The organism is Nocardia sp. NPDC057227, from assembly GCF_042669725.1.
In the GTDB taxonomy this organism is placed as follows: Bacteria; Actinomycetota; Actinomycetes; order Mycobacteriales; family Mycobacteriaceae; genus Nocardia; species Nocardia asteroides_A.
Map to the genome: position 1 here is coordinate 1 of NZ_JBHUXA010000035.1, position 22,904 is coordinate 22,904.

The following is a 22,904-nucleotide window of genomic DNA, read 5'->3' on the forward strand; positions in this document are numbered from 1 at the left end:
GGTTGGGCCTGTGGCCCTCCACCCCGGGGGCCCGCCCCCCCGGGGGTTCGCGGCCCACTGTCGTCGACGGCCGGAAGCGGGGGAGGCCGCCGCCCGGGCCGAATGCGCGGCCGGAACCGCCGCCGGGCACGGGCAGCGCCGATCAGGCCTTGGCGACCGTGACGCTGTCCAGCACCACCGGGACGGCGGGGGCGCCGTCGCCACCACCGCCGATGACGCCCGCCGCGGCGATGCCGTTCAGCAGGTCGAGCCCGGCGGTGACGCGGCCGAACGGGGTGTAGCTCGGCGGCAGCTGGGAGTCGCGGTAGACCAGGAAGAACTGGCTCCCGTTGGTGCCGGGCCCGGCATTCGCCATGGCCACGGTGCCCGCCGGGTAGACGGCGCCTGCCAGGTTCTCGTCCGGGAACTTGTAGCCGGGGCCGCCGGTGCCGGAGGCGGTCGGGTCACCGCACTGCAGCACGAAGATGCCATCGGTGGTGAGCCGGTGGCAGGCGGTGTGGTCGAAGTACTTCTGCGCGGCGAGGAAGGCGAACGAGTTCACCGTGCGCGGCGCGGCGGCGGCGTCCAGCTCGAGGGTGAGCGGGCCGCAGGTGGTGTTCAGCGTCGCGACGTAGGCGGCCCGCTCGACGGTGAGCGGCGGCTCGGCCTGCCACTGCTGGCCGGTCGGGGTCGCGGGGCCGGGCAGGACGCAGAGCGCGGGGACGGGAATCGCGGTGGCGGGCGCGGCGCTGATCAGCGCGGCCAGCAGCGGCGCGGCCAGCAGGGCGGCGCGGAGTCGGGGTCGGCCCGGCGCGGGCCGGGGGGACGCGGGGGAAACGGGCGGCGGAACGCAGCTCACCGGGCGTGCTCGCTTTCGGGGTGTCGCGGGGTCGATCGATGCGGCCCGCATCTTGCCATCCCACCCGGTCGCGGCGCCGTGCTTCGCCGGGACCGGTGCCCGATCGCAGCGGTACGCTGCCGCCGTGCCCGCCGCATCCGGGATCCGGGGACACCGGAGGCGCTGGCCCGCCTCGGTGCTGCCGCCGGGCGGTAGGGTCGCCGACCATGAAGGTACAACTGCGCCACAGTCCAGCCTCCGCCGTCGCGCGGTGCTTCCTCGCCGGCGGCGAGCCCATGCGGGTGGAGAGCGGCGCCATGGTCGCGCACTCGGCGGGGGTCGCGCTGCAGGCCAAGGCCGAGGGCGGCATCCTGGCCGGGCTGAAGCGGTCGGTGCTGGCCGGCGAGTCGTTCTTCGTCTCCACCTTCACCGCGCCGCAGCAGGGCGGCTGGGTCGACGTGGCGCCCGCGCTCCCCGGTGACGTGCTGAACCTGCAGATCACCCAGGACCGGCCGTACTTCATCAGCCGCGGCGGCTGGATCGCGAACTCGCACGCGGTGCAGGTGGAGAGCAAGTGGGGCGGCTTCGCCAACCTCTTCGGCGGCGAGGGCGGCTTCGGGCTGCGCGCGCACGGCGACGGCGAGGTGGTGGTCGGCGTCTTCGGCGCCATCGACATCATCGACCTGCAGCCGGGCGAGCCGATCACCATCGACACCGGGCACGTCGTCGCCTACGACCTGGCGATGAGCTTCACCATCCGGCGCGCGGTCTCCGGGCGCTCGATCCAGTCGCTGAAGTCCGGCGAGGGCTTCGTCTTCGACTTCGTCGGGCCCGGCCGGGTGCTGCTGCAGACCCGCAACCCGGGCGCCTTCGCGGCCTGGGCCGGGTCGGTCAGCTCGGCGACCTGAGCAGGTCGTCCACCAGCAGCCTGGTGTCCGGGACGAAGGGCCAGGCCGGATCGGCGAGGTGTGCGCGGAGTTCGGCGTCGGTCCACCACCAGCCGTCGGCGACCTCCTCCGGCTGGTGCCGGATCGGGCCGTCCCAGTGCACCAGGTAGGCGAACAGGTGGCAGCGCATCGGCGCGCCCCGCCACCGCCCGTCCCAGGAGACCCTGGCCGCGGGGCGCGCCCCGACGCCGCCCGCGAGCACGATGCCGAGCTCCTCGGCCAGCTCCCGCTCGGCGGTGCGGGCCGGGGCCTCGCCCGGCCCGACCACGCCGCCCGCCAGGCAGTCGTGCATCCCCGCGAAGACCAGCTTGCTGTCGGTCCTGCGGTGCACGTAGACCCGGCGGCCGTCGCCCGAGCGCACCAGCACGCCCGCGCTGGCGTGCCACAGCCCCTCCCGGTAGACGGTGGCCCGCTCGGCGCTGCCGGTGGCCCGGCCCTCGGCGTCGTACACCGCGATCAGCTCGGCTCCCGCTCCATCAGCCACCGATCGAGGGTAGCCCGCGGTACGCGAGGAACTGCAGCGCCAGGGTGCAGGCGGCGTTGGTCGCCAGATACACCAGCACGATCACCGGAAGCAGCGCCGCACCGGCGAGCGCGGTGCCGGGCAGCACCCACAGGGTGAGCGGCCGCAGCCCGGGCAGGCTCGGCCGCCCCGCCCCGCGGCGCAGGGTCATCCGCGCGGTGACGTGCGCCGCGACCGCCGCGAGCAGCGCCAGCGGGACGGCGACGAGCGCGATCGTCAGCGGGGTGGCCGCGCCTGCGAGCGCCGCCGAGAGCGGGGCGCCGAACAGGTCGGCTTCAAGGAACGCGCGTACGTGGCCCGGGTCGAGCAGGTAGTTCGCGGTGGCGGCGTTCACCTCGGGGCTCAGCGGGTGCGCGGTACTGCCGAAGGGCAGCGCCGCCGCCGCGGTGCGGTCGAACGAGCGCAGCACGTGGAAGAGGCCGAGGAAGAGCAGCGCCTGCCCGAGCATCGGCAGGAAGCCGCCGAACAGCCGGACGTCGTGCTCGGCGTACAGGTTGCGCAGCTCGACGGATTGCCGCTGCGGGTCGGTGTGCGTGCGCCGGATCTTCTCCACCGCTGGTCGGAGCCGGTCCATGGTGACCGAGCGCATGGCCTGCTTGCGGACCACCGGGTAGAGCGCCGCGCGCACCGCGATCACCAGCAGTACCACCGCGGCGATCCAGGCGAGTGAGCTGCCGAGCAGGGCGGCGGTGGCGGTGTGGCCGGCCAGGAGCAGGGCGGACACGGGGAAATAGACGAAGTCGAGCATGGGGACACCCCTCACGAACACGTGCGCTGGGCGCACGGGCGGATTTCGGACGACAGCGAGCGCCGAGGGGCCGGGAAGACCGCTCAGGCGCGCGCGGCGCCGGGTGCCCGTGGCCGCGGACGACCGGGGGTGCCGGGGTTGCTCTGGCGCAGGAAGTCGCCGCGCCTGCGCTGCTGCGCGGCGGGCGGGGGGCCGGTGCGCGGAATCGGCAGCAGCAGGGTCCGGTCACCGCGGGTGACCAGCAGCGCCACCACCAGCGCGGCCGCCAGCACCGCCGCGACCTGTACCGCGGCCTGCGGAGCGGGCGAGTTCAGCCCGGCGGGCAGGACGAGTACGACCACCGCGGAGAGCGCCGCGAGAATCGCGGGCAGCGCACGGTGGTCGGAGAGCATGCGCACAGTGTACGGCGGCTCAGCGTTCGCCGGTGAGCGCGCGGTATCCGCTGTGCCACAACCACTCCACCGGACCGCGCGGGAAGCGCCGCAGCCACAGGTGCGCGCAGCCGAGCACCGCGAGCGCGACGGCCAGGTAGACCCCGACGGTGAACGGCACCCGCGCCGCGGGCTCGACCCGGGCCGCCAGCCCGAGCCCCCAGCCGTAGCAGAGCACCGAGGCCAGCAGGTTCTGCAGCAGGTAGCAGCTCAGCGCGGTGCGGCCCACCTCGGCCAGCCGCCTGCCCGCGAACCCCGGTTCGGGACGGCGCAGGTACAGCTCGGCGACCAGCGCCAGGATGCCGAGCGCCACCAGCGGCGCGGTGCCGTAGCGGGTGAGGAGCACCGCGTTCCCGCCGATCCCGATCCCGGCGATCAGGTCGATCGGCGCCGCGATCCCGAACCCGAGCAGCAGCAACCGGCGGCGCAGCGGCGCGCCCTCCGGCTCGAACACCCCCGCCCGGAAGAGCCGCGCGCCGAGCAGGAAGAGCGCGATCGAGAGCGGGAGTATGACGAGCGTCTCGGTGCGGAAGGCCGCCGCGTTCTGCAGCCGGAACGCCGCCAGCTCGAGGAACGAGCCGTCGGCGTACGGGTTCGCCGCGACGGTGCCCCGGCTGCCCGGCCCCGCGGCGACCAGCGCGACCGCGATCAGCGTGAGCAGCGCGAGGTGCGCCGCCACGGCCCCGAGCAGCCACCGGCGCCGCGCCCGCTCGCTCGTGGCCAGCAGGTACGCCACGATCAGCCCGGTCAGCGCGTACCCCGTGAGCACGTCGAACTCGGCCAGGAAGACGAAATTCACCAGGCCGTCCAGGAAGAGCAGCCCGGCCCGCACCGGATACCGGCCCGGCCAGCGCCGCCCGCCGCGCCGCGCGGAGCGCTGCTGGATGGCGAGCCCGATGCCGAACATGACGGTCAGCAGCCCGAGGAATTTGCCCTGGGTGAGCTGCTGGAGCACCCGCTCGGCCCAACCGGCGTCGCCGAGGCCGTGCAGGTAGCCGAGCAGCCCGTCCGGATCGGTGAAGATCCAGATATTGGTGCCGAGCGTCCCCAGGATCGCGATGCCGCGCAGCACGTCCAGCGCCACCAGGCGGTGCGCCGGGTTCGCGGCCGCGTGGCGCGGGGAATCCGTCTCCGTCATGGTTCTACCATCGCGCGCGGCGCGCCTCCCCCCATCCGCCGGAAGAACGACCCTCGGGATGACATCGGTCTCGGTCGCCTACGCTCGAAGGATGCAGCGCATTATCGGAATCGAGGTCGAGTACGGCATTTCGACCCCCACCGAGCCGTCGGCCAACCCGATCCTCACCTCCACCCAGGCCGTGCTGGCCTACGCGGCGGCGGCGGGTGTGCCCCGCGCCAAGCGCACGCGCTGGGACTACGAGGTGGAGTCGCCACTGCGGGACGCGCGCGGTTTCGACCTGAGCCGGATGAGCGGCCCGGCGCCGGTCATCGACGCCGACGAGGTCGGCGCGGCGAACATGATCCTGACCAACGGCGCCCGGCTCTACGTCGACCACGCGCACCCGGAGTTCTCCGCACCCGAGGTCGTCGACCCGCTGGACGCGGTGATCTGGGACAAGGCGGGGGAGCGGGTGATGGAGGCCGCCGCGCGGCACGCCTCCAGCGTTCCCGGCGCGCCGCGGCTGCAGCTGTACAAGAACAACGTGGACGGCAAGGGGGCCTCCTACGGCACCCACGAGAACTACCTGATGAGCCGGGCCACCCCGTTCAACCAGATCATCGTCGGGCTCACCCCGTTCTTCGTCTCCAGGCAGGTGATCACCGGCTCCGGGCGGGTCGGCATCGGCCAGTCCGGTGACCACGCCGGCTTCCAGCTGTCCCAGCGCTCCGACTACATCGAGGTCGAGGTCGGGCTGGAGACCACGCTCAAGCGCGGCATCATCAACACCCGCGACGAGCCGCACGCGGACGCCGACAAGTACCGCAGGCTGCACGTCATCATCGGCGACGCCAACCTGGCCGAGATGTCCACCTACCTCAAGGTCGGCACCACCGCACTGGTCCTGGACCTGATCGAGAGCGGCGCCGACCTCTCCGACCTGCAGCTGGCCCGCCCGGTCACCGCCGTGCACACCATCAGCCACGACCCGACGCTGCGCGCCACCGTCGCGCTGCAGGACGGCCGCGAGCTCACCGGCCTCGCGCTGCAGCGGATCTACCTGGACCGGGTCTCGGCCTTCGTGGAGCACACCGGCGACGACGACCCGCGGGTGCGCGACATCATCGAGAACTGGGCCATGGTGCTCGACCTGCTGGAGCGCGACCCGATGGAATGCGCCAACCTGCTGGACTGGCCGGCCAAGCTGCGGCTGCTGGAGGGCATGCGCAGCCGCGAGGGGCTCGGCTGGGCCGCGCCCAAGCTGCACCTGATGGACCTGCAGTACTCCGACGTCCGGCTGGACAAGGGGCTGTACAACCGGCTGGTGGCCCGCGGTTCGATGAAGCGCCTGGTCACCGAGCAGCAGGTGCTGGCGGCGATGACCGAGCCGCCCACCGACACCCGCGCCTACTTCCGCGGCGAGTGCCTGCGCCGGTTCGGCGCGGATATCGCCGCCGCGAGCTGGGATTCGGTGATCTTCGACCTGGGCGGCGACTCGCTGGTCCGAATCCCGACGCTGGAGCCGCGCCGCGGCACGAAAGCGCACGTCGGGAAGCTGCTCGACGGCGTCGAGACCGCCGCCGACCTGGTGGAGCAGCTCACCACGTAGGTAAAAGGTCCCTGCTGTCGGCGGGGCTGGGTAGTGTTGAGACACGCGCACGCACAGTGCGGAGGCGGCTACGGCCGTGACGAGGAAGAGGGAGGTCGGCTGCCATGGCACAAGAGCAGACCAAGCGCACCGGGGGCGGTGGCGACGACGACGGCCAGGACGGCGCCGAGGCCGCAGGCCAGGAGCGCCGCGAAAAGCTCGCGGAGGAGACCGACGACCTGCTGGACGAGATCGACGACGTGCTCGAGGAGAACGCCGAGGACTTCGTCCGCGCGTACGTGCAGAAGGGCGGCCAGTGACAGCAGGTGACCCGTCGCGCCTCACCCTGGGGTACGTGACTTCGTCGTTCACCGACCATCTGCGCGCGAACGCACCGGAGCTGCTGCCCGGCAACGGCTTCACCGCGTCCATCGGTGCCACCGGCATTGCCGGTGGCACCGGCGCGTCGGAGCTCGCCCCGCACGGCACCACCATCGTCGCGGTCAGCTTCCGCGGCGGCGTGCTCATCGCGGGCGACCGCCGGGCCACCATGGGCAACCTGCTGGCCAGCCGGGACATCGAGAAGGTGCACATCACCGACTCGTTCTCGGCGGCGGGCATCGCGGGCACCGCGGGGCTCGCGGTCGAGATGGTGCGCATCTTCGCCGTCGAGCTGGAGCACTACGAGAAGCTCGAGGGCGTCTCGCTCACCTTCGACGGCAAGGCCAACAAACTCTCCAAGATGGTGCGGGAGAATCTGCCCGCCGCCATGCAGGGGCTCGCGGTGGTGCCGATGCTGGTCGGCTTCGACGAGCACGCCACCAACGCCGACCGCGCGGGCCGCATCGTCTCCTACGACGTGGTCGGCGGGCGCAGCGAGGAGCGCTTCGGGTACGCCGCCGTCGGCTCCGGCTCCACCTTCGCCAAGTCGTCGCTGAAGAAGCTGTACGCCAAGGGCATCGACCAGACGCGGGCGCTGCGCATCGCGGTGGAGTCGCTCTTCGACGCCGCCGACGACGACACCGCCACCGGTGGGCCCGATCTCATCCGCGGGATCTTCCCGACCGCGGTCGTGATCGACGCCGAAGGCGCCGCCGAGGTGACCGAGGACCGTCTGGTCGAGATCACCCGGGCGATCGTGGCCGACCGGGAGGCCGCCGAGACGGTCGCCGGCCGGGCCGCGATCGAGGACGGGGCCGGCCGCAATGCCGGGGAAGGGAGCTCCGGGGCATGACCCTGCCGTACTACGCCTCCGCCGAGCAGATCGTCCGGGACAAGACCGAGCTGGCGCGCAAGGGCATCGCCCGCGGGCGCAGCGTGATCGTGCTGGTCTACGACAAGGGCGTGCTGTTCGTCGCGGAGAACCCCTCCGCCACGCTGCACAAGGTCAGCGAGCTGTACGACCGGATCGGCTTCGCGGCCGTCGGGCGGTACAACGAGTTCGAGAACCTGCGGCGGGCGGGCATCCTGCAGGCCGACGTCCGCGGGTACCAGTACGACCGGCGCGACGTCACCGGCCGGGCGCTGGCCAACGCCTACGCCCAGGCGCTCGGCACCATCTTCACCGACCAGCTCAAGCCGTACGAGGTCGAGCTCTGCGTTGCCGAGGTCGGCTACCCGGAGCAGCACCCGCAGTCGGTGCTCTACCGGGTCACCTTCGACGGCTCGATCGTCGACGAGCGCGAGTTCGTCGTCATGGGCGGTACCACGGAGCCGATCGTCAGCGCGCTCAAGGAGTCCTACCGGGCCGGGCTCGACCTGGCCGCCGCGGTCCGGGTCGCGGTGAACGCGCTGCAGGCCGGGCAGCCGGAGAGCGCCGACAAGGAGAAGCGGGTGCTCGGCGTCAGCTCGCTCGAGGTCGCCAGCCTCGAGCAGGCGCGGCCGCGCCGCACCTTCCGCCGGATCGCCGACGCCGCGCTGCAGGAACTGCTCTCCGCCACCGCGGAATCCGCCCCCGAGGGAGATCCGAAGCCCACCGAGGGCAACGGCTCCCCCTCCTGACGCACAGGGAACGCGCCACGGGCCGACGGCTCGCGGCGCGTTCCCTGGCGTCCGTCGCGAACCCCTTCCGCACCGGAAATTTTTCGTGTCCCGGGGGGCTCCCGGCGTTCTTTACCCGGCCCGAGCCGGGCATCGTTGCGAGAACGTAGGCAACGGGCTTCCGCCGACAGCCCCGCCACCGGCGTAAAGAGCTGTAATGTCGATGGAGTGCAGCGACGAATCATGGGGATCGAGACCGAGTTCGGTGTCACGTGCACCTTCCACGGTCACCGTCGGCTGTCCCCCGACGAGGTAGCCCGGTACCTGTTCCGCCGGGTGGTTTCCTGGGGCCGGAGTTCCAACGTGTTCCTCCGCAACGGCGCCCGGCTGTATCTCGACGTCGGGTCGCACCCGGAGTACGCCACCGCCGAGTGCGACAGCCTCGCCCAGCTGGTGACGCACGACCGGGCCGGCGAGCGGGTGCTGGAGGACCTGCTCATCGACGCCGAGCAGCGGCTCGCCGAGGAGGGCATCGGCGGTGACATCTACCTGTTCAAGAACAACACCGACTCCGCGGGCAACTCCTACGGCTGCCACGAGAACTTCCTCGTCGTACGCGCGGGCGAGTTCTCCCGGATCTCCGACGTGCTGCTCCCGTTCCTGGTCACCAGGCAGCTGATCTGCGGGGCGGGCAAGGTGCTGCAGACGCCGAAGGCGGCCACCTTCTGCCTGTCGCAGCGCGCCGAGCACATCTGGGAGGGCGTCTCCTCGGCGACCACCCGCTCGCGCCCGATCATCAACACCCGCGACGAGCCGCACGCCGACGCGGAGAAGTACCGGCGGCTGCATGTCATCGTCGGCGACTCGAACATGGCCGAGACCTCGACGATGCTGAAGGTCGGCACCGCCTCGCTGGTCCTCGAGATGATCGAGGCGGGCGTCTCCTTCCGTGACTTCGCGCTGGACAATCCGATTCGCGCCATCCGCGAGGTCAGCCACGACCTGACCGGCCGCCGCCCGGTGCGGCTGGCCGGCGGCAGGCAGGCCAGCGCGCTCGAGATCCAGCGCGAGTACTACGCCCGCGCCGTCGAGCACCTGCGCAACCGCGACCGCGACCCGCAGGTCGACCAGGTGGTCGACCTCTGGGGCCGCACCCTGGACGCGGTGGAGGCGCAGGATTTCGCCAAGGTCGACACCGAGATCGACTGGGTGATCAAGCGCAAGCTCTTCCAGCGCTACCAGGACCGCTACAGCATGGAGCTCTCCGACCCCAAGATCGCCCAGCTGGACCTCGCCTACCACGACATCAAGCGCGGCCGCGGCGTCTTCGACCTGCTGCAGCGCAAGGGGCTGGCCAAGCGGGTCACCGAGGACGAGGCGGTGGACGCCGCGGTGGAGACCCCGCCGCAGACCACCCGGGCCAAGCTGCGCGGCGATTTCATCACCGCCGCCCAGGAGGCCGGGCGCGACTTCACCGTCGACTGGGTGCACCTCAAGCTGAACGACCAGGCCCAGCGCACCGTGCTGTGCAAGGATCCGTTCCGCTCGGTGGACGAGCGCGTGGATCGGCTCATCGCATCCATGTGACGGCCGTCCATTACCCTCTATCGGGTGGCGATATCCAAGGTCGAACGGCTGATGAATCTGGTCATCGCGCTGCTGTCGACCAGGCAGTTCCTCACCGCCGAGCGGATCAGGACGAGCGTCGCCGGGTACGAGGACTCGGCCAGCGACGAAGCGTTCAGCCGGATGTTCGAGCGGGACAAGAACGAGCTGCGCGATCTCGGCATCCCGCTGGAGGTCGGGCCGGTCGGCCGGTTCACCTCGGTGGAGGGGTACCGGATCAACCGGGACGCCTACGAGCTGCCGGAGATCGACCTCACCAGTGAGGAGGCGGCGGCCGTCGCGGTCGCCGTACAGATGTGGGAGTCGCCGGAGCTGGCCGCCGCGGCGGAGGGCGCGCTGCTCAAGCTGCGCGCCGCGGGCGTGCACGTCGAGACCGACGCCGCCATCGCCTCGGTGCCCGCCGTCCCCGCCCGCACCCGCGGCTCGGAGCCGGTGCTGAACAAGCTGCTCGCCGCGGTGGACGCCGGGCGCGCGGTGCGCTTCGAGCACCGGGCCCGGTTCAACGCCCCCTTTCTCATGCGCGACGTCGAGCCGTGGGGCGTCGTCACCCATCGGGGCCGCTGGTACCTGGTCGGGCACGACCTCGACCGGGACGCCGTCCGCACCTTCCGGCTCTCCCGGATCGGCGACGACATCACCGCGTACGGCCCGGAGAACACGGTGCGCAAGCCGGACGGCGTCGACCTGCGCGAGGTGGTCGGCCGGGTCACCGAGGATTCCCCGGTGGTCGGCACCGCCACCGTGTGGGTGGCCGACGGCCGCGGCCGCGAGCTGCGCAGGCGCGGCACGGTGACCGGGACGAAGGAATTCGCCGGCCGCTCCGGCGAGGTGGTGGAGCTGCCGGTGCGCTCCCTGGGCTGGCTGGCCAGGCTGATCACCGGGCTCGGCGCGGACGCGCTGGTCATCGGGCCGGAGGAGCTGCGCGCCGATGTGGTCGCCCGGCTCCGCTCGGTCCTCGACCGCACCGAGGTGGCGCTGTGACCAGCAGGCTCTCCGTGCGGCTCGCCCGGCTGCTGAACATGGTGCCGTACCTGATCGCCAACCCCGGGATCAGCGCGGCCGAGGCCGCCGCCGACCTCGGCGTCACCACCAAGCAGCTGATGAGCGACCTGAACCAGCTCTGGATGTGCGGGCTGCCCGGCTACGGCCCCGGCGACCTGATCGACCTCTCCTTCTCCGAGGAGAGCATCGAGGTCACCTTCTCCGCCGGCATGGACCGCCCGCTGCGGCTGACCTCCACCGAGGCGACCGCGCTGCTGGTGGCGCTGCGTTCGATCGTGGACATGCCCGGCATGGTCGACCCGAGCGCCGCCTACGCCGCCATCGCCAAGCTGGAGGCGGCGATCACCGGCGCCGCGCCCGCGCCCTCGGTGCTGCCCGGCGCCGAGCCGCCGGTGGAGCCGCCCGAGGTCGCCACCGTGCGCGCCGCGCTGGCCGACGGGCGCGCGCTGCGGCTGGTCTACTACTCGGCCAGCCGGGACGAGGTCGCCGAGCGGGTGGTCGACCCGATCCGGATCGTGCTGGTGGACGACAACAGCTACCTGCAGGCCTGGTGCAGGCAGGCCGAGGGGGTGCGGCTGTTCCGGTTCGACCGGATCGAGGCCGCCGTCGAGCTCGACGAACCCGCCGCGCCGCCGCGCGACGCGACCGACCGGGCCGCGGGGCTCGACCTCTTCCAGGACGACCCGTCGGTGCCGCTGGCCCGGCTGCTGATCCGCGCCGAGCACGCGTGGGTGCTCGACCAGTACCCGATGCACCGGGTGCGCACGAACCCGGACGGCGGGCTGGAGGCCACCATGCGCTTCGCCACCCTGGACTGGATGGCGCGGCTGCTGCTCGGCTTCGGCTCCGGGGTGACCGCGCTCGGGCCGCCCGAACTGGTCGCCGCGGTGCGCGAGCGCTCGACCGCCGCGCTCGCCGCGTACGCCGAGGCGGGGCTGACCGAATCGCCGATCTGATGGCGGTCGCCTGCAAATGCTGACCGCAACACGCGGTCTCGAGTATCCGGGTCCGGTAGCATCGGACCTACCACAGCTTCGGGAGGTAGAACAATGGGCAGTCTGAGCATTTGGCACTGGCTGATCATCGCCGCGCTCTTCGTGATGTTCTTCGGTGCGAAGCGGCTGCCCGATGCCGCCCGCGGCCTCGGCCGCTCGCTGCGCATCTTCAAGAGCGAGGTCAGCCAGATGCAGAACGAGAGCGGGAACCAGCAGGCGGCGCCGCAGCAGCAGGCCGCCGAGCCGACGCAGCAGCTGCCCGCCGCCGCGCCGCAGCCTGCGCCGGTCACCGAGCCGACGACGCAGTCCAAGTCGCTCTGACCGGGCGAAGGCGCGCCCGCACCACTCCGCATCCACGACGCAGCCGGCAGGTGCCGCGCCGCGCGACCGGCCAGGGGCCTCACCGATCATGCGAATCCCGTTCGATCCGCGGCGCAGCCGGCGCCGGACGAACCCCGACGGCACCATGTCGTTGGTCGAGCACCTCCACGAACTGCGCAGCCGCATGCTCAAGGCGATCGCGGCCGTCGCACTCGGCACCGTCATCGGCTTCCTCTGGTACTCGCACTCCTTCTTCGGGCTGGAGAGCCTGGGCGAGCTGCTGCGCGGCCCCTACTGCTCGCTGCCGCCGGAGGCGCGCGCCGCGCTGACCCAGGACGGCGCCTGCCGGCTCCTCGCCACCGCGCCGTTCGAGCAGTTCATGCTGCGGCTCAAGGTCGGCATGACGGCGGGCATCGTGCTCTCCGCGCCGATCTGGCTGTACCAGATCTGGGCCTTCATCACCCCGGGGCTGTACGCCAAGGAGCGGCGCTACGCGGTGAGCTTCGTCGTCACCGGCACCCTGCTCTTCGTGACCGGCGCGGTGCTGGCCTATGTGGTCGTCGCGCACGCCCTGAGCTTCCTGCTCACCATCGGCGACAATGTGCAGATCACCGCGCTGAGCGGCTCGCAGTACTTCGGCTTCATCATCCAGCTGCTGGTGATCTTCGGTGTCAGCTTCGAGTTCCCGCTGCTGATCATCGGGCTGAACCTGGTCGGCGTGCTCAGCTACGTCAAGCTCAAGGCCTGGCGGCGCGGCATCGTCTTCGGGCTCTTCGTCTTCGCCGCCATCGTCACCCCGCAGGACCCGTTCTCCATGCTCGCGCTGGCGCTGGCGCTGACGGTGCTCTTCGAGGTCGCGGTGCAGATCTCCCGGTTCAACGACGGCCGCAGGGCCCGCCGCGACAGCGCGGAGGGGCTCGGCGCGCTCGACGACGAGGAGGCCTCGTCCATCGACGGGCCGTCCGGCGTCGACGCCGCGGCCCCGGTCACGAAGGCCGGAAAAACTCCGCGCTCGGTGTCGGACTACTCCGATACGCTCTGAGGAGTGACACACGATCGGTCGCTGACAGGCGAATTGGCACGCTTCGCCGCTCACCTCTCCTTCGCGCTCGACCCCTTCCAGCGGGATGCCTGCGCCGCCCTGGAGGCGGGGCACGGCGTGCTCGTCTGCGCGCCGACCGGCGCGGGCAAGACCGTGGTCGGCGAGTTCGCCGTCCACCTCGCGCTCGCCTCCGGCGGCAAGTGCTTCTACACCACGCCGATCAAGGCGCTCTCCAACCAGAAGTTCGCCGACCTGGTGCAGCGGCACGGCCGCGAGAGCGTCGGGCTGCTCACCGGCGACCAGTCGGTGAACCCGACCGCCCCGGTGCTGGTGATGACCACCGAGGTGCTGCGCAACATGCTCTACGCCTCCTCCGACGCGTTGCGCGGGCTCTCCTACGTCGTGATGGACGAGGTGCACTACCTGGCCGACCGGTTCCGCGGCGCGGTCTGGGAGGAGGTCATCCTGCACCTGCCCCAGGAGGTCAGGCTGGTCAGCCTCTCCGCGACGGTGAGCAACGCCGAGGAGTTCGGCGCCTGGATGGAGACGGTGCGCGGCGACACCGCCGTCGTCGTCGACGAGAACCGGCCGGTCCCGCTCTGGCAGCACGTGATGGTCGGGCGCAGGCTCTTCGACCTGTTCGACACCTCGTCCAGCGAGCAGAAGATCATCGTGGACGAGGATCTGGTGCGCTACATCCGGCAGCGGGAGAGCACGGACCGGATGAACAACTGGGGCGCCCCGCGCGGCCGCGGCGGCGGGCAGCGCCGCGACTTCCGCCCGCTGCCGCGCCCCGAGGTGCTGGCCCAGCTGGACGAGGAGGGGCTGCTCCCGGCGATCACCTTCATCTTCAGCCGGGCAGGCTGCGACGGCGCGCTGACGCAGTGCGTGCGCTCCCGGCTCGACCTCGGCCGCCAGGACGAGCTCGAGGAGGTCGACCGGATCATCGAGCGGCACACCGGCGACCTGCCGCGCGGCGACCTGGAGGTGCTCGGGTACTGGGAGTGGCGCGAGGCGCTGCACCGCGGGCTCGCCGCGCACCACGCCGGCATGCTGCCCGCCTTCCGGCACACCGTCGAGGAGCTGTTCGTGCGCGGCCTGGTGCGCGCGGTGTTCGCCACCGAGACGCTGGCGCTCGGCATCAACATGCCCGCCCGCACCGTGGTGCTGGAGCGGCTGGTCAAGTTCAACGGCGAGAGCCACGCCGAGCTCACCCCCGGCGAGTACACCCAGCTCACCGGCCGGGCCGGGCGGCGCGGCATCGACGTCGAGGGGCACGCGGTGGTGCTCTGGCAGCCGCAGGTCGACGCCAGCGCGGTGGCCGGGCTCGCCTCCACCCGCACCTACCCGCTGCGCAGCTCGTTCCGGCCGGGCTACAACATGTCGATCAACCTGATCGACCGGATGGGCGCGGCGGAATCGCGCGAGCTGCTGGAGCGGTCGTTCGCGCAGTTCCAGGCCGACCGCTCGGTGGTCGGGCTGGTCCGCGGCATCGAGCGCAACCAGGGGCAGCTCGCCAAGCTGCGCGACCAGCTCGGCGGCGCGGGCGGCGGCATGCTCGAGTACATCCAGCTGCGCGAGCGGATCACGCAGCGCGAGCGGCAGCTCAACCAGCAGCGCAGGGCCGACCGCCGCGGCGCCGCCGCGGACGCGCTCGTCGCGCTGCAGCGGGGTGACGTGGTCGCCATTCCCGCCGGGCGCAGGGCCGGGCTCGCGGTGATCCTGGAGCCGGACGCCACCCCGGGCGACCCGCGCCCGCTGGTGCTCACCGAGGACAAGTGGGCGGGGCGGGTCTCGGTCGCCGACTTCCCGACCCCCGCCGAGGCGCTCGGCCGGATGCGGCTGCCGCGCCGGGTCGACCACCGCACCGCGCGGGCCCGCCGGGACCTGGCGTCGGCGCTGCGCAGCACCGGCATCGCCACGCCGGGCCGGGGCAGGCGCAACGGCAACCGGGCCGACGCCGCCGACGACCGCGAGCTCGCCACCCTGCGCCGCACGCTGCGCGCGCACCCGGCGCACCACCGCCCGGACCGCGAGCAGCTGTGCCGGGTGGGGGAGCGGTACAGCCGGCTGGAGCGGGAGACCGAGTCCATGCGGCAGCAGGTCGCCGCCACCACCAACTCGCTGGCCCGCACCTTCGACCGGATCGTCGGTTTGCTGGCGGAACGCGGATACGTCGCCGACGGCGAGGTGACCGCGGACGGCAGGCGGCTGGCCCGGATCTACACCGAGAGCGACCTGCTGGTCTCGGAGTGCCTGCGGCAGGGCAGCTGGCGCGGGCTCGGCCCGGCCGAGCTGGCCGCGGTGGTCTCCGCGCTGGTGTACGAATCGCGGCAGGAGGTCGGGCTGATCGGGGCGGCCGGGCCCACCCAGCCGATCCGGCGGGCGCTGAACGCCACGCTCGCCGTCTGGACCGAGCTGCGCGCCGACGAGGCCGCGCACCGGCTCGCCCCCACCCGCGAGCCGGACCCCGGTTTCGTCGGCACCGTCTACCTCTGGGCGCGCGGCGACGGGCTGGCCGACGCGTTGCTGGCCGGTGGCGAGCAGAGCTCGCCGCTCTCCGCCGGTGATTTCGTGCGCTGGTGCAGGCAGGTGATCGATCTGCTCGACCAGATCCACGGCACCGCCGACGACGTCGAGCTGGCGGCGACCGCGGCCAAGGCCGTGCGGGCCATCCGGCGGGGTGTCGTCGCCGTGGACGCCGCGTGACCGAACCGTGTGTGATTTGATTTCCTCGCGTACCGACCGTGTACGCAGCCGTCGCCATGCGACGGGTCGCGCACGGGGGGCTACCGTGTGTACAACGATGCGAGTGGAGGCAACTGGATGAGCGGCCCGTACGGACCGAGCGGCCCCGACCAGGGACGCAACGATCCCACCCAGCAGTGGGGTGGACAGCAACCGGTGAGCGGCGCGCAGCCGACGCAGCAGTGGACCGGTCAGCCTCCCTCGCAGGCCCAGCCGACCCAGCAGTGGGGCGGGGGTGACCAGTCGCAGCAACCGCAGCAGCAGTGGGGGCAGTCGCAGCCGCAGTGGGGGCAGCAGCCGCAGCAGTCCCAGCCGTGGGGCCAGCAGCAGCCGCAGCAGTCCCAGCCGCAGTGGCAGCAGCCGCAGCCGGGGCAGCCCCAGCAGCCGTGGGGGCAGCAGCCGCAGCAGCAATGGGGGCAGCCCCAGCAGCCGCAGCAGGGTGGCAAGGGCAAGGGGCTGCTGATCGGGCTCGTCGTCGGCGGGCTCGTCGTCGTCGGGCTGATCGTCGCGCTCGTCCTCGCCGTCACCGCGACCGACAAGCTGGACCAGGCCGCCGTGCAGGACGGCGTCGAGAAGGTGCTCGGCGATTCCTACGGCATCCAGGATGTCGGCTCGGTCTCCTGCCCCTCCGGGCAGAAGGTCGAGGTGGACGCGGTCTTCCAGTGCACCGTCGACGTCAGCGGTGAGCAGAAGACGGTCCAGGTGAAGATCACCAGGGACGACGGGACCTACGAGGTCGGCCGCCCCAGCTGAGATCGGTCCCGGCGGGTTCCGCCGGGTGGTTCCGGGCGGCGCCGACGAGGGGCGTCGCCCGGTTCGTCGTGTCCGGGGTGCGCAGTCGCGCCGGAGCGGGCGCGCCGGTGGGCGCCGCGGGTCAGCCCGCGTGTGCTGCGGCCAGGGCTTTGATCAGTCGCTCGATCGGGCTCTCCGCGTTGTACTTCGCGGCGAGTTCGCGCAGCCGCTCCGGGTCCGCCGGCTCGGCGGGGAGGGCGTCGTCCTTGGAGAGCGCGACGTCGGCGTCCCGGACCACCCGCACCACCGGGGCCGCGGCGGTCAGGTAGTCGGCGGCGGCGCGGAGTTTCGCGCGGACCCCCGCAGCCAGGTCGGCCGCCGGATCCTCGACCGCGGCGCGCAGCGCCTCCAGCGAGCCGAAGCGCTGGATGAGCGTGGCCGCCGACTTGTCGCCGATTCCGGCGACGCCGGGCAGCCCGTCCGAGGCGTCGCCGCGCAGCGTCGCCATGTCCGCGTAGGCCGGGCCCGCGTTCGGCACCGGCACCCCGTACCTCGCCGCCACCTCGGCAGGCCCGAACAGCTCCGCCTTGGCCAGCCCGCGCCCGGCGTAGAGCACCCGGACCCGCGGCTCCGGCTCGTCGCGCACCAGCTGCAGCAGGTCGCGGTCGCCGCTCACCACCACCACCGGGTCGGTGCGCTCCCGGTCGGCGAGCGTGCCGAGCACGTCGTCGGCCTCCAGCCCATCGGCGCCGCCGGTCGCGATCCCGGCCGCAGCCAGCACCTCCAGGATCATCTCCACCTGCGGGGTCAGCTTGTCCGGCACCGCCTCGGTGCCGGGCGGCGCGGCGGTGTCCAGCCGGTGCGCCTTGTAGCTCGGCACCAGCTCGACCCGGTAGGCCGGGCGCCAGTCCAGGTCGAGCGCGACCACCAGCCGGCTCGGGGTGTGCTTGGTGACCAGCGAGGCCACCATGTCGGTGAAGCCGCGCACCGCGTTCACCGAGCGGCCGTCGGGCGCGGTCAGCTTGTCCGGGATGGCGTGGAACGCGCGGAACCACAGGCTCGCGCCGTCGAGCAGCAGCAGGGGCCGTTCGGGATCGCTCACGGGCCGAAGGGTACCCGGCATCCCCGACACCGGGAGGTGACGCCGCGCGGGCCGCCCGCACCGGGGCGAGGATCGAGTACGGCCGCGCGGCTCCATTCGGCGCTTGCACGGCGGGCGTTGCACGCGGGGCGGCCGGGTGCCGGGTACGGTCGTTCCATGAGCGAGGAGACGCGGTTCGCGGCGGATGTCTACGGCGACCGGCTCGAGCGGGCGGTCGCGGCCATGCGCGCCGCGCACCTGGACGCCCTGCTGGTCACCCCCGGCCCCGACCTGCGGTACCTGCTCGGGTCGGCGGCGCAGTCGTTCGAGCGGCTCACCTGCCTGGTGATCAATGCCGACGGCGCCACCCCCGCGGTGGTCGTGCCCAAGCTGGAGCTGGCCTCGCTGCACGGATCCGCGGTCTCCGATCTCGGACTGCGCGTGCTCGACTGGGTGGACGGCACCGACCCGTACAAGCTGGTCCGCTCCGCGCTGCACGCCGGGTCGCGGGTCGCGGTGGCCGACGCCATGCCCGCGCTGCACCTGATCCCGCTGGCCGAGTCGTTCTCCGGGCTGCCGGTCTCGGCCACCCCGGTGCTGCGCGAACTGCGGATGATCAAGGACGAGGCGGAGATCGAGGCGCTGCGCCGGGCGGGCGCCGCCATCGACCGGGTGCACGCCCGGATGGGCGACTTCCTGATGGCGGGGCGCACCGAGGCGCAGGTCGCCGCGGACATCGATCGCGCCATCCAGGAGGAGGGGCACACCGAGGCCGCCTTCATCATCGTCGGCAGCGGCCCGCACGGCGCCGACCCGCACCACGAGGTCTCCAACCGGGTGATCCAGCGCGGCGACGTGGTGGTCATCGATATCGGCGGGCCGGTGGAGCCCGGCTACTACTCCGACAGCACCCGCACCTACGTGCTCGGCGAGCCGCGGGCCGGGGTCGCGAAGCGGATCGCGGAGCTGGAGCGGGCGCAGGCGGCCGCGGTCGCCGCGGTGCGGCCGGGGGTGCGCGCCGAAGCGGTGGACGCCGCCGCGCGGGCCCCGCTCACCGACGCCGGGTACGGCGACGCCTTCGTGCACCGCACCGGGCACGGGATCGGGCTCTCGGTGCACGAGGAGCCCTACATCGTGGCGGGCAACGACCTCGAGCTGCGTGCGGGGATGGCGTTCAGCGTGGAGCCGGGGATCTACTTCCCCGGGGAGTGGGGCGCCCGGATCGAGGACATCGTCGTGGTGACCGAGGACGGGTGCGAGTCGGTGAACCAGCAGCCGCACGGTCTGACCGTGCTCTGAGCCCCTATCGGTCGCGCAGGGTGCGGCTGGAAAGAACTTTCGCCACCCGGATGACGAGGACCACGCGGGTCGGGTTCTCCCGGGGGACCCGGTAGCGGGCGGCGTAGCGCTGCTCGGCGTCGGCGACGCTCGCCGGGTCGTCCAGCACCTCGGCCGGACCCTCCAGGGTGAGCCAGCGCGGGCCGTCGACCTGGCTCACCGCGGCGTAGCCGGAGCGGCGCGCGTTGCGCACCTTCACCGAGCCGTTGTCGGTGATCACCCGGGCCAGCCCGGCCGCCGGATCCCAGGTGAAGCCGACCGCGGTCACCTGCGGGGTGCCGTCGGCACGGAGCGTGGTGAGCGTGGCCAGGTGCCGCTCGGTGACGAATTCGCTGGCGGCGGGGGAGAGCTGCGTGATGCCGGTCGTCATGGCACGACCGTAGCCGGGGCGCGCTCCGGCGCCGCGCCCGGTGCCTGACAGGATGGGCGCATGGGAGAAGGAACCGTGCTGGTGCTCGGGGGACGCAGCGAGATCGGGCTCGAGGTGGCGGAGCGGCTCGCGCCCGGCCGCACCGTGCTGCTCGCCGCGCGGCGCAGCGCCGAGCTGGCCGCCGAGGCCGCGCGGGTGACCGCGGCCGGTGCCGTCGCCGTGCATGCGATCGAGTTCGACGCCGACGACATCGCGAGCCACCCGGCGCTGCTGGAGAAGGCCGCCGCCGAGCACGGGCCGATCGGGGTCGCGGTGCTCGCCTTCGGCGTCCTCGGCGATCAGGCCCGCGCGGAGCGGGATCCGGCGCACGCGGTCGCCGTCGTGCACACCGACTTCGTCGCGCAGGTCTCGGTGCTCACCACGCTGGCGAATCTCCTGCGGGCGCAGGGGTCGGGGCAGCTCGTCGTCTTCTCCTCGATCGCCGGGGCGCGGGTGCGCCGGGCGAACTACGTCTACGGCTCGGCCAAGGCCGGGCTGGACGGTTTCGCCTCCGGGCTCGGGGACGCGCTGCACGGGACCGGGGTGCGGCTGCTGCTGGTGCGGCCCGGATTCGTGATCGGGCGGATGACCGAGGGGATGAGTCCGGCGCCGTTCTCCAGCACGCCCGCCCAGGTCGCGGCGGCCGTCGTGCGCGCGCTGCACCGGGGGAAGGCGCGGGTCTGGGTGCCGTTCGCACTGCGGCCGATCATCGCCGGGACGCGGCTGCTGCCGCAGGCGGTGTGGCGGCGGATGCCGCGGTGAGAGCCGAGCCGCTCGTCGCGGATGGGCACGGCATGCGCGAACCGGCGTGGCGCGGCGCGCCCATTCTCGTCGCCGGGATCGGTGCGGACGGCTGGGCGGGGATCGTGCCCGGTGTGCGCGCCGAACTCGCGGAGTGCGCGGTGCTGTTCGGTTCCGCCAGGCAGCTCGATCTGGTGCCCGCCGACGAGGTGTCCGCGCGGCGGATCGCGTGGCCGTCGCCGCTGGTTCCGGCGCTGCCGGGGCTGCTCGCGGAGTACGCGGGGGAGCGGGTCGCGGTGCTGGCGAGCGGTGACCCCATGTTCTTCGGGATCGGCAGCACGCTCGCCGGGCTGTTCGGGCCCGCGGCGCTGCGGGTGCGGCCGCAGCCCTCGTCGGTGGCGCTGGCCTGTGCCCGGCTCGGCTGGGCGGCGCAGGAGGTCCCGGTGCTGAGCGCGGTCGGGCGGCCGGTCGAGACGGTGCTGCCCGAGCTCACCGACGGCCGCCGGATCCTGGTGCTCAGCGCCGACGGCACCACCCCGGGAATCCTCGCGGAGCTGCTGCGCGACAACCACTTCGGCGGGTCGAGGCTGACCGTGCTCGAGCAGCTCGGCGGCCCCGCCGAACACCTGCGCACCGGCACCGCCGCCGACTGGCCGCACCCCGCGTGCGACCCGCTCAATATCGTCGCCGTCGAAGCCGTGGCCGACGCCGACGCACTCCGGCTGACCCGCACCCCCGGCCTCCCGGACGCCGTCTACGGCGGCGACGGCCAGTTCACCAAGGCCGAGATCCGCGCGCTCACCCTGGCCGCGCTGGCCCCGGCCCCCGGCGAGCTGCTCTGGGATGTCGGCGGCGGCTCCGGCACCATCGCCATCGAGTGGTGCCGCACCCACCCGAGCTGCCGCGCGGTCACCTTCGAGCAGCGCGCCGACCGCCGCGAGCGGATCACCGCCAATGCCCGCGCGCTCGGCGTCCCCGGCATCGCCGTGCGCGGCGCCGCCCCGGATTTCCAGCCGTGGGACGGGACACCGGACGCCGTTTTCGTCGGTGGCGGAATCACCCAACCCGGGTTGCTGGAGGCGTGCTGGGCCGCGCTGCCGACCGGTGGCCGCCTGGTCGCGGCCGCGGTCACCGCCGAGTCCGAGGCCCTGCTCCTGGCGAACTCGCAGCGGTACGGCGGTACCCTGCGCCGCTACCAGGTGTATCGGGGCACGCCGCTCGGCGGGTTCACCACGTGGTCGCCACAGCTGCCGGTGACGCACTGGACGGTCCGGAAAACCGGCGAATTACCAGCGGGATCCTGAAACACGGCGGTGCGAAGGGGTAGGGTCGGGCCCGAGTTCCGGCCACCCGGAAACCGGATTTCCTGATGGGGAGACAGATGAAGTACAGCAAGTTCGCCGCCACCGCGCTGCTCGCGGCCGCCGCCACCGGCATCGCCTCCGGCACCGGCTACGCGGCCCCGGTCCCCGCCGCACCCGCCGAGCAGCAGCAGGCCACCTCGCCCTCGGTGCAGGGCCAGGACAAGGGCGTCGACTACGCCGTCGCGCTCGCCGACGCGGGTAAGTCGATCGTCACCACGGTCACCGGCGGCGCGTTCAGCCTGGACGCCGACAAGGGCTCGGTCACCCTGACCAACGCGGCGGGCGAGGTCGTCACCACGATCCCGCTGAGCGGCAAGGCGCAGGACAAGGACGTGGCCATCGGCGCCGCGGTCTCCGCGGACGGCACCGCCCTCACGCTGACCCCGGTCGCCGGTTCGGTCGGCGGCATCAAGGACATCTCCTCGCAGGACTGGTTCTTCGCCGAGCTGCAGCGCGCCTCGCTCGGTGCCGCCGTCGGCGCCGTCATCGGCGCCCTGCTCGGCCTGGTCGGCATCGTCACCGTCATCCCGGGCGCCGTGATCGGCGGCGTCATCGGCCTGCTCGTGGCCGGCGGCCCGTCCCTGCTGAACGCGGGCGCCGCCTACTTCAGCGGCCAGCCCTGACCCGGGTTCTGATCCTGGGCGGAACCGCCGAAGCGCGGAGCCTCGCCTCCAACGCGGCCGGCGAGCAGGGACTCGATATCGTGTCCTCGCTCGCCGGCCGCGTTCGTGCGCCCGTCCTGCCCGAGGGGGAGGTGCGGGTCGGGGGGTTCGGCGGGGTCGCGGGGTTGCGGGAGTACCTGCGCGACAACGCGATCGACGTACTGGTCGATGCCACGCACCCGTTCGCCGCCGTGATGAGCTCCAACGCCGCCGCGGCGGCTGCCGCGGCGGGGCTCCCGCTGCTGCACCTGCGTCGCCCCGGCTGGGTTGCCGCGCGGGGTGATTCGTGGACCCGCGTGCCCTCGCTGCCCGACGCCGCCGCCGGGCTGCGCGGCCGGGTCTTCCTGACCATCGGCAGGCAGGGCGTCTCCGCCTTCGCCGGTGTCGCGGAGGCGTGGTTCCTGATCCGCGCCATCGACCCGCCTGACCCGCCGCTGCCCGCCGCGCACGAAATCCTGCTCGCGCGTGGGCCGTTCGCCGTCGACGACGAGATCGAGCTGCTGCGTGCGCACCGGATCGATGTGCTGGTCACCAAGGACAGCGGCGGGCCGGATACCGAGGCCAAGCTGATCGCCGCCCGCGAGCTGGGGGTCCCGGTGATCGTGGTCGACCGGCCCCCGCTGCCCGCCGGTGGCGCGCCGGTCGTCGCCGACGTGGACGAGGCGATGGAGTGGCTCCGGGGGCGGTGA

General features: G+C 73.1%; 24 protein-coding genes. 17 read left to right on the forward strand and 7 right to left on the reverse strand.

Annotated elements, in window-relative coordinates:
* Positions 1–142 precede the first annotated feature (142 nt).
* A complete protein-coding gene (locus ACFUJ1_RS31515; RefSeq protein ID WP_378650959.1) occupies positions 143–838 on the reverse strand; it encodes a peptidylprolyl isomerase in 696 nt (231 codons plus the stop codon).
* A gap of 206 nt (positions 839–1,044) precedes the next feature.
* Here ACFUJ1_RS31515 and ACFUJ1_RS31520 point away from each other — a divergent pair, with 206 nt between their 5' ends.
* Complete coding sequence (locus ACFUJ1_RS31520) at positions 1,045–1,725, forward strand: TIGR00266 family protein (protein WP_378650960.1); 681 nt, start codon at positions 1,045–1,047, stop codon at positions 1,723–1,725.
* Here the strand turns inward: ACFUJ1_RS31520 and ACFUJ1_RS31525 are convergent.
* From ACFUJ1_RS31525 to ACFUJ1_RS31540, 4 genes are all read right to left on the reverse strand, one after another.
* Complete coding sequence (locus ACFUJ1_RS31525; protein WP_378650961.1) at positions 1,709–2,248, reverse strand: NUDIX domain-containing protein; 540 nt, start codon at positions 2,246–2,248, stop codon at positions 1,709–1,711. The genes ACFUJ1_RS31520 and ACFUJ1_RS31525 overlap by 17 nt on opposite strands.
* Complete coding sequence (gene yidC / locus ACFUJ1_RS31530) at positions 2,241–3,011, reverse strand: membrane protein insertase YidC (protein ID WP_378650962.1); 771 nt, start codon at positions 3,009–3,011, stop codon at positions 2,241–2,243. Before yidC ends, ACFUJ1_RS31525 begins: the two co-directional genes overlap by 8 nt.
* Before the next feature lie 107 nt (positions 3,012–3,118).
* On the reverse strand, positions 3,119–3,427 hold the full coding sequence (locus ACFUJ1_RS31535; protein ID WP_378650963.1) for a DUF6412 domain-containing protein: 309 nt from the start codon (positions 3,425–3,427) through the stop codon (positions 3,119–3,121).
* A 19-nt stretch (positions 3,428–3,446) separates the two neighbouring features.
* Positions 3,447–4,604 (reverse strand): DUF418 domain-containing protein, encoded by a 1,158-nt coding sequence (locus ACFUJ1_RS31540; RefSeq protein WP_378650964.1) that lies wholly within the window; start codon positions 4,602–4,604, stop codon positions 3,447–3,449.
* 91 nt (positions 4,605–4,695) lie between these two features.
* On the opposite strand from ACFUJ1_RS31540, the gene dop reads away from it, so the two are divergent.
* The 11 genes from dop (at position 4,696) to ACFUJ1_RS31595 (ending at position 16,641) form a co-directional block, all read left to right on the forward strand.
* Entirely contained in the window at positions 4,696–6,195 is a 1,500-nt protein-coding gene (dop, locus tag ACFUJ1_RS31545; protein WP_378650965.1) for a depupylase/deamidase Dop, read from the forward strand.
* Between the two features lie 104 nt (positions 6,196–6,299).
* Positions 6,300–6,494, forward strand: a complete 195-nt coding sequence (locus ACFUJ1_RS31550; protein WP_378612451.1) for a ubiquitin-like protein Pup — start codon at positions 6,300–6,302, stop codon at positions 6,492–6,494.
* Positions 6,491–7,408 (forward strand): proteasome subunit beta, encoded by a 918-nt coding sequence (gene prcB, locus ACFUJ1_RS31555; RefSeq protein WP_378650966.1) that lies wholly within the window; start codon positions 6,491–6,493, stop codon positions 7,406–7,408. The genes ACFUJ1_RS31550 and prcB overlap by 4 nt, the downstream gene beginning before the upstream one ends.
* A complete protein-coding gene (gene prcA, locus ACFUJ1_RS31560) occupies positions 7,405–8,175 on the forward strand; it encodes a proteasome subunit alpha (protein WP_378650967.1) in 771 nt (256 codons plus the stop codon). Before prcB ends, prcA begins: the two co-directional genes overlap by 4 nt.
* A 207-nt stretch (positions 8,176–8,382) precedes the next feature.
* Entirely contained in the window at positions 8,383–9,741 is a 1,359-nt protein-coding gene (gene pafA / locus ACFUJ1_RS31565; RefSeq protein WP_233018996.1) for a Pup--protein ligase, read from the forward strand.
* A gap of 24 nt (positions 9,742–9,765) precedes the next feature.
* Positions 9,766–10,761, forward strand: coding sequence for a helix-turn-helix transcriptional regulator (locus ACFUJ1_RS31570; protein WP_378650968.1), 996 nt, complete (start codon positions 9,766–9,768; stop codon positions 10,759–10,761).
* Positions 10,758–11,738, forward strand: a complete 981-nt coding sequence (locus ACFUJ1_RS31575; protein ID WP_378650969.1) for a helix-turn-helix transcriptional regulator — start codon at positions 10,758–10,760, stop codon at positions 11,736–11,738. Before ACFUJ1_RS31570 ends, ACFUJ1_RS31575 begins: the two co-directional genes overlap by 4 nt.
* Positions 11,739–11,831: 93 nt before the next feature.
* The gene (gene tatA / locus ACFUJ1_RS31580) at positions 11,832–12,098 is read left to right on the forward strand and encodes a Sec-independent protein translocase subunit TatA (protein WP_378650970.1); all 267 of its coding nucleotides are present in this window, start codon (positions 11,832–11,834) and stop codon (positions 12,096–12,098) included.
* Positions 12,099–12,186: 88 nt separating this feature from the next.
* Positions 12,187–13,140, forward strand: a complete 954-nt coding sequence (gene tatC / locus ACFUJ1_RS31585; RefSeq protein WP_378650971.1) for a twin-arginine translocase subunit TatC — start codon at positions 12,187–12,189, stop codon at positions 13,138–13,140.
* A gap of 3 nt (positions 13,141–13,143) precedes the next feature.
* Positions 13,144–15,849: a DEAD/DEAH box helicase gene (locus ACFUJ1_RS31590; RefSeq protein ID WP_378650972.1), complete on the forward strand. Its 2,706-nt coding sequence runs from the start codon at positions 13,144–13,146 to the stop codon at positions 15,847–15,849.
* A 117-nt stretch (positions 15,850–15,966) separates the two neighbouring features.
* Entirely contained in the window at positions 15,967–16,641 is a 675-nt protein-coding gene (locus tag ACFUJ1_RS31595; protein WP_378650973.1) for a DUF4333 domain-containing protein, read from the forward strand.
* 121 nt (positions 16,642–16,762) lie between these two features.
* On the opposite strand, the gene ACFUJ1_RS31600 is transcribed toward ACFUJ1_RS31595, so the two are convergent.
* A complete protein-coding gene (locus tag ACFUJ1_RS31600; RefSeq protein WP_378650974.1) occupies positions 16,763–17,722 on the reverse strand; it encodes a 5'-3' exonuclease H3TH domain-containing protein in 960 nt (319 codons plus the stop codon).
* Positions 17,723–17,878: 156 nt separating this feature from the next.
* Here ACFUJ1_RS31600 and ACFUJ1_RS31605 point away from each other — a divergent pair, with 156 nt between their 5' ends.
* A complete protein-coding gene (locus tag ACFUJ1_RS31605) occupies positions 17,879–19,000 on the forward strand; it encodes a M24 family metallopeptidase (protein ID WP_378650975.1) in 1,122 nt (373 codons plus the stop codon).
* Between the two features lie 4 nt (positions 19,001–19,004).
* Here the strand turns inward: ACFUJ1_RS31605 and ACFUJ1_RS31610 are convergent, their stop codons facing one another.
* Positions 19,005–19,409, reverse strand: a complete 405-nt coding sequence (locus ACFUJ1_RS31610; RefSeq protein WP_378650976.1) for a PPOX class F420-dependent oxidoreductase — start codon at positions 19,407–19,409, stop codon at positions 19,005–19,007.
* Positions 19,410–19,469: 60 nt separating this feature from the next.
* Between ACFUJ1_RS31610 and ACFUJ1_RS31615 the strand changes: the two genes are divergently transcribed.
* From ACFUJ1_RS31615 to ACFUJ1_RS31630, 4 genes are all read left to right on the forward strand, one after another.
* Entirely contained in the window at positions 19,470–20,210 is a 741-nt protein-coding gene (locus ACFUJ1_RS31615) for an SDR family NAD(P)-dependent oxidoreductase (protein WP_378650977.1), read from the forward strand.
* A 32-nt stretch (positions 20,211–20,242) separates the two neighbouring features.
* The gene (gene cbiE, locus ACFUJ1_RS31620) at positions 20,243–21,493 is read left to right on the forward strand and encodes a precorrin-6y C5,15-methyltransferase (decarboxylating) subunit CbiE (protein ID WP_378651005.1); all 1,251 of its coding nucleotides are present in this window, start codon (positions 20,243–20,245) and stop codon (positions 21,491–21,493) included.
* A 77-nt stretch (positions 21,494–21,570) separates the two neighbouring features.
* Positions 21,571–22,176, forward strand: a complete 606-nt coding sequence (locus tag ACFUJ1_RS31625; protein ID WP_378650978.1) for a hypothetical protein — start codon at positions 21,571–21,573, stop codon at positions 22,174–22,176.
* Complete coding sequence (locus tag ACFUJ1_RS31630) at positions 22,173–22,904, forward strand: cobalt-precorrin-6A reductase (protein ID WP_378651006.1); 732 nt, start codon at positions 22,173–22,175, stop codon at positions 22,902–22,904. The genes ACFUJ1_RS31625 and ACFUJ1_RS31630 overlap by 4 nt, the downstream gene beginning before the upstream one ends.

Coding starts and splice junctions, on each gene's coding strand:
- prcA (WP_378650967.1), top strand. CDS start 7,405: ATGACCCTGCCGTACTACGCCTCCGCCGAGCAGATCGTCCGGGACAAG.
- ACFUJ1_RS31520 (WP_378650960.1), top strand. CDS start 1,045: ATGAAGGTACAACTGCGCCACAGTCCAGCCTCCGCCGTCGCGCGGTGC.
- ACFUJ1_RS31535 (WP_378650963.1), bottom strand. CDS start 3,427: ATGCTCTCCGACCACCGTGCGCTGCCCGCGATTCTCGCGGCGCTCTCC.
- ACFUJ1_RS31595 (WP_378650973.1), top strand. CDS start 15,967: ATGAGCGGCCCGTACGGACCGAGCGGCCCCGACCAGGGACGCAACGAT.
- ACFUJ1_RS31540 (WP_378650964.1), bottom strand. CDS start 4,604: ATGACGGAGACGGATTCCCCGCGCCACGCGGCCGCGAACCCGGCGCAC.
- cbiE (WP_378651005.1), top strand. CDS start 20,243: ATGCGCGAACCGGCGTGGCGCGGCGCGCCCATTCTCGTCGCCGGGATC.
- tatA (WP_378650970.1), top strand. CDS start 11,832: ATGGGCAGTCTGAGCATTTGGCACTGGCTGATCATCGCCGCGCTCTTC.
- dop (WP_378650965.1), top strand. CDS start 4,696: ATGCAGCGCATTATCGGAATCGAGGTCGAGTACGGCATTTCGACCCCC.
- ACFUJ1_RS31605 (WP_378650975.1), top strand. CDS start 17,879: ATGAGCGAGGAGACGCGGTTCGCGGCGGATGTCTACGGCGACCGGCTC.
- ACFUJ1_RS31615 (WP_378650977.1), top strand. CDS start 19,470: ATGGGAGAAGGAACCGTGCTGGTGCTCGGGGGACGCAGCGAGATCGGG.
- ACFUJ1_RS31550 (WP_378612451.1), top strand. CDS start 6,300: ATGGCACAAGAGCAGACCAAGCGCACCGGGGGCGGTGGCGACGACGAC.
- ACFUJ1_RS31610 (WP_378650976.1), bottom strand. CDS start 19,409: ATGACGACCGGCATCACGCAGCTCTCCCCCGCCGCCAGCGAATTCGTC.
- tatC (WP_378650971.1), top strand. CDS start 12,187: ATGCGAATCCCGTTCGATCCGCGGCGCAGCCGGCGCCGGACGAACCCC.
- ACFUJ1_RS31625 (WP_378650978.1), top strand. CDS start 21,571: ATGAAGTACAGCAAGTTCGCCGCCACCGCGCTGCTCGCGGCCGCCGCC.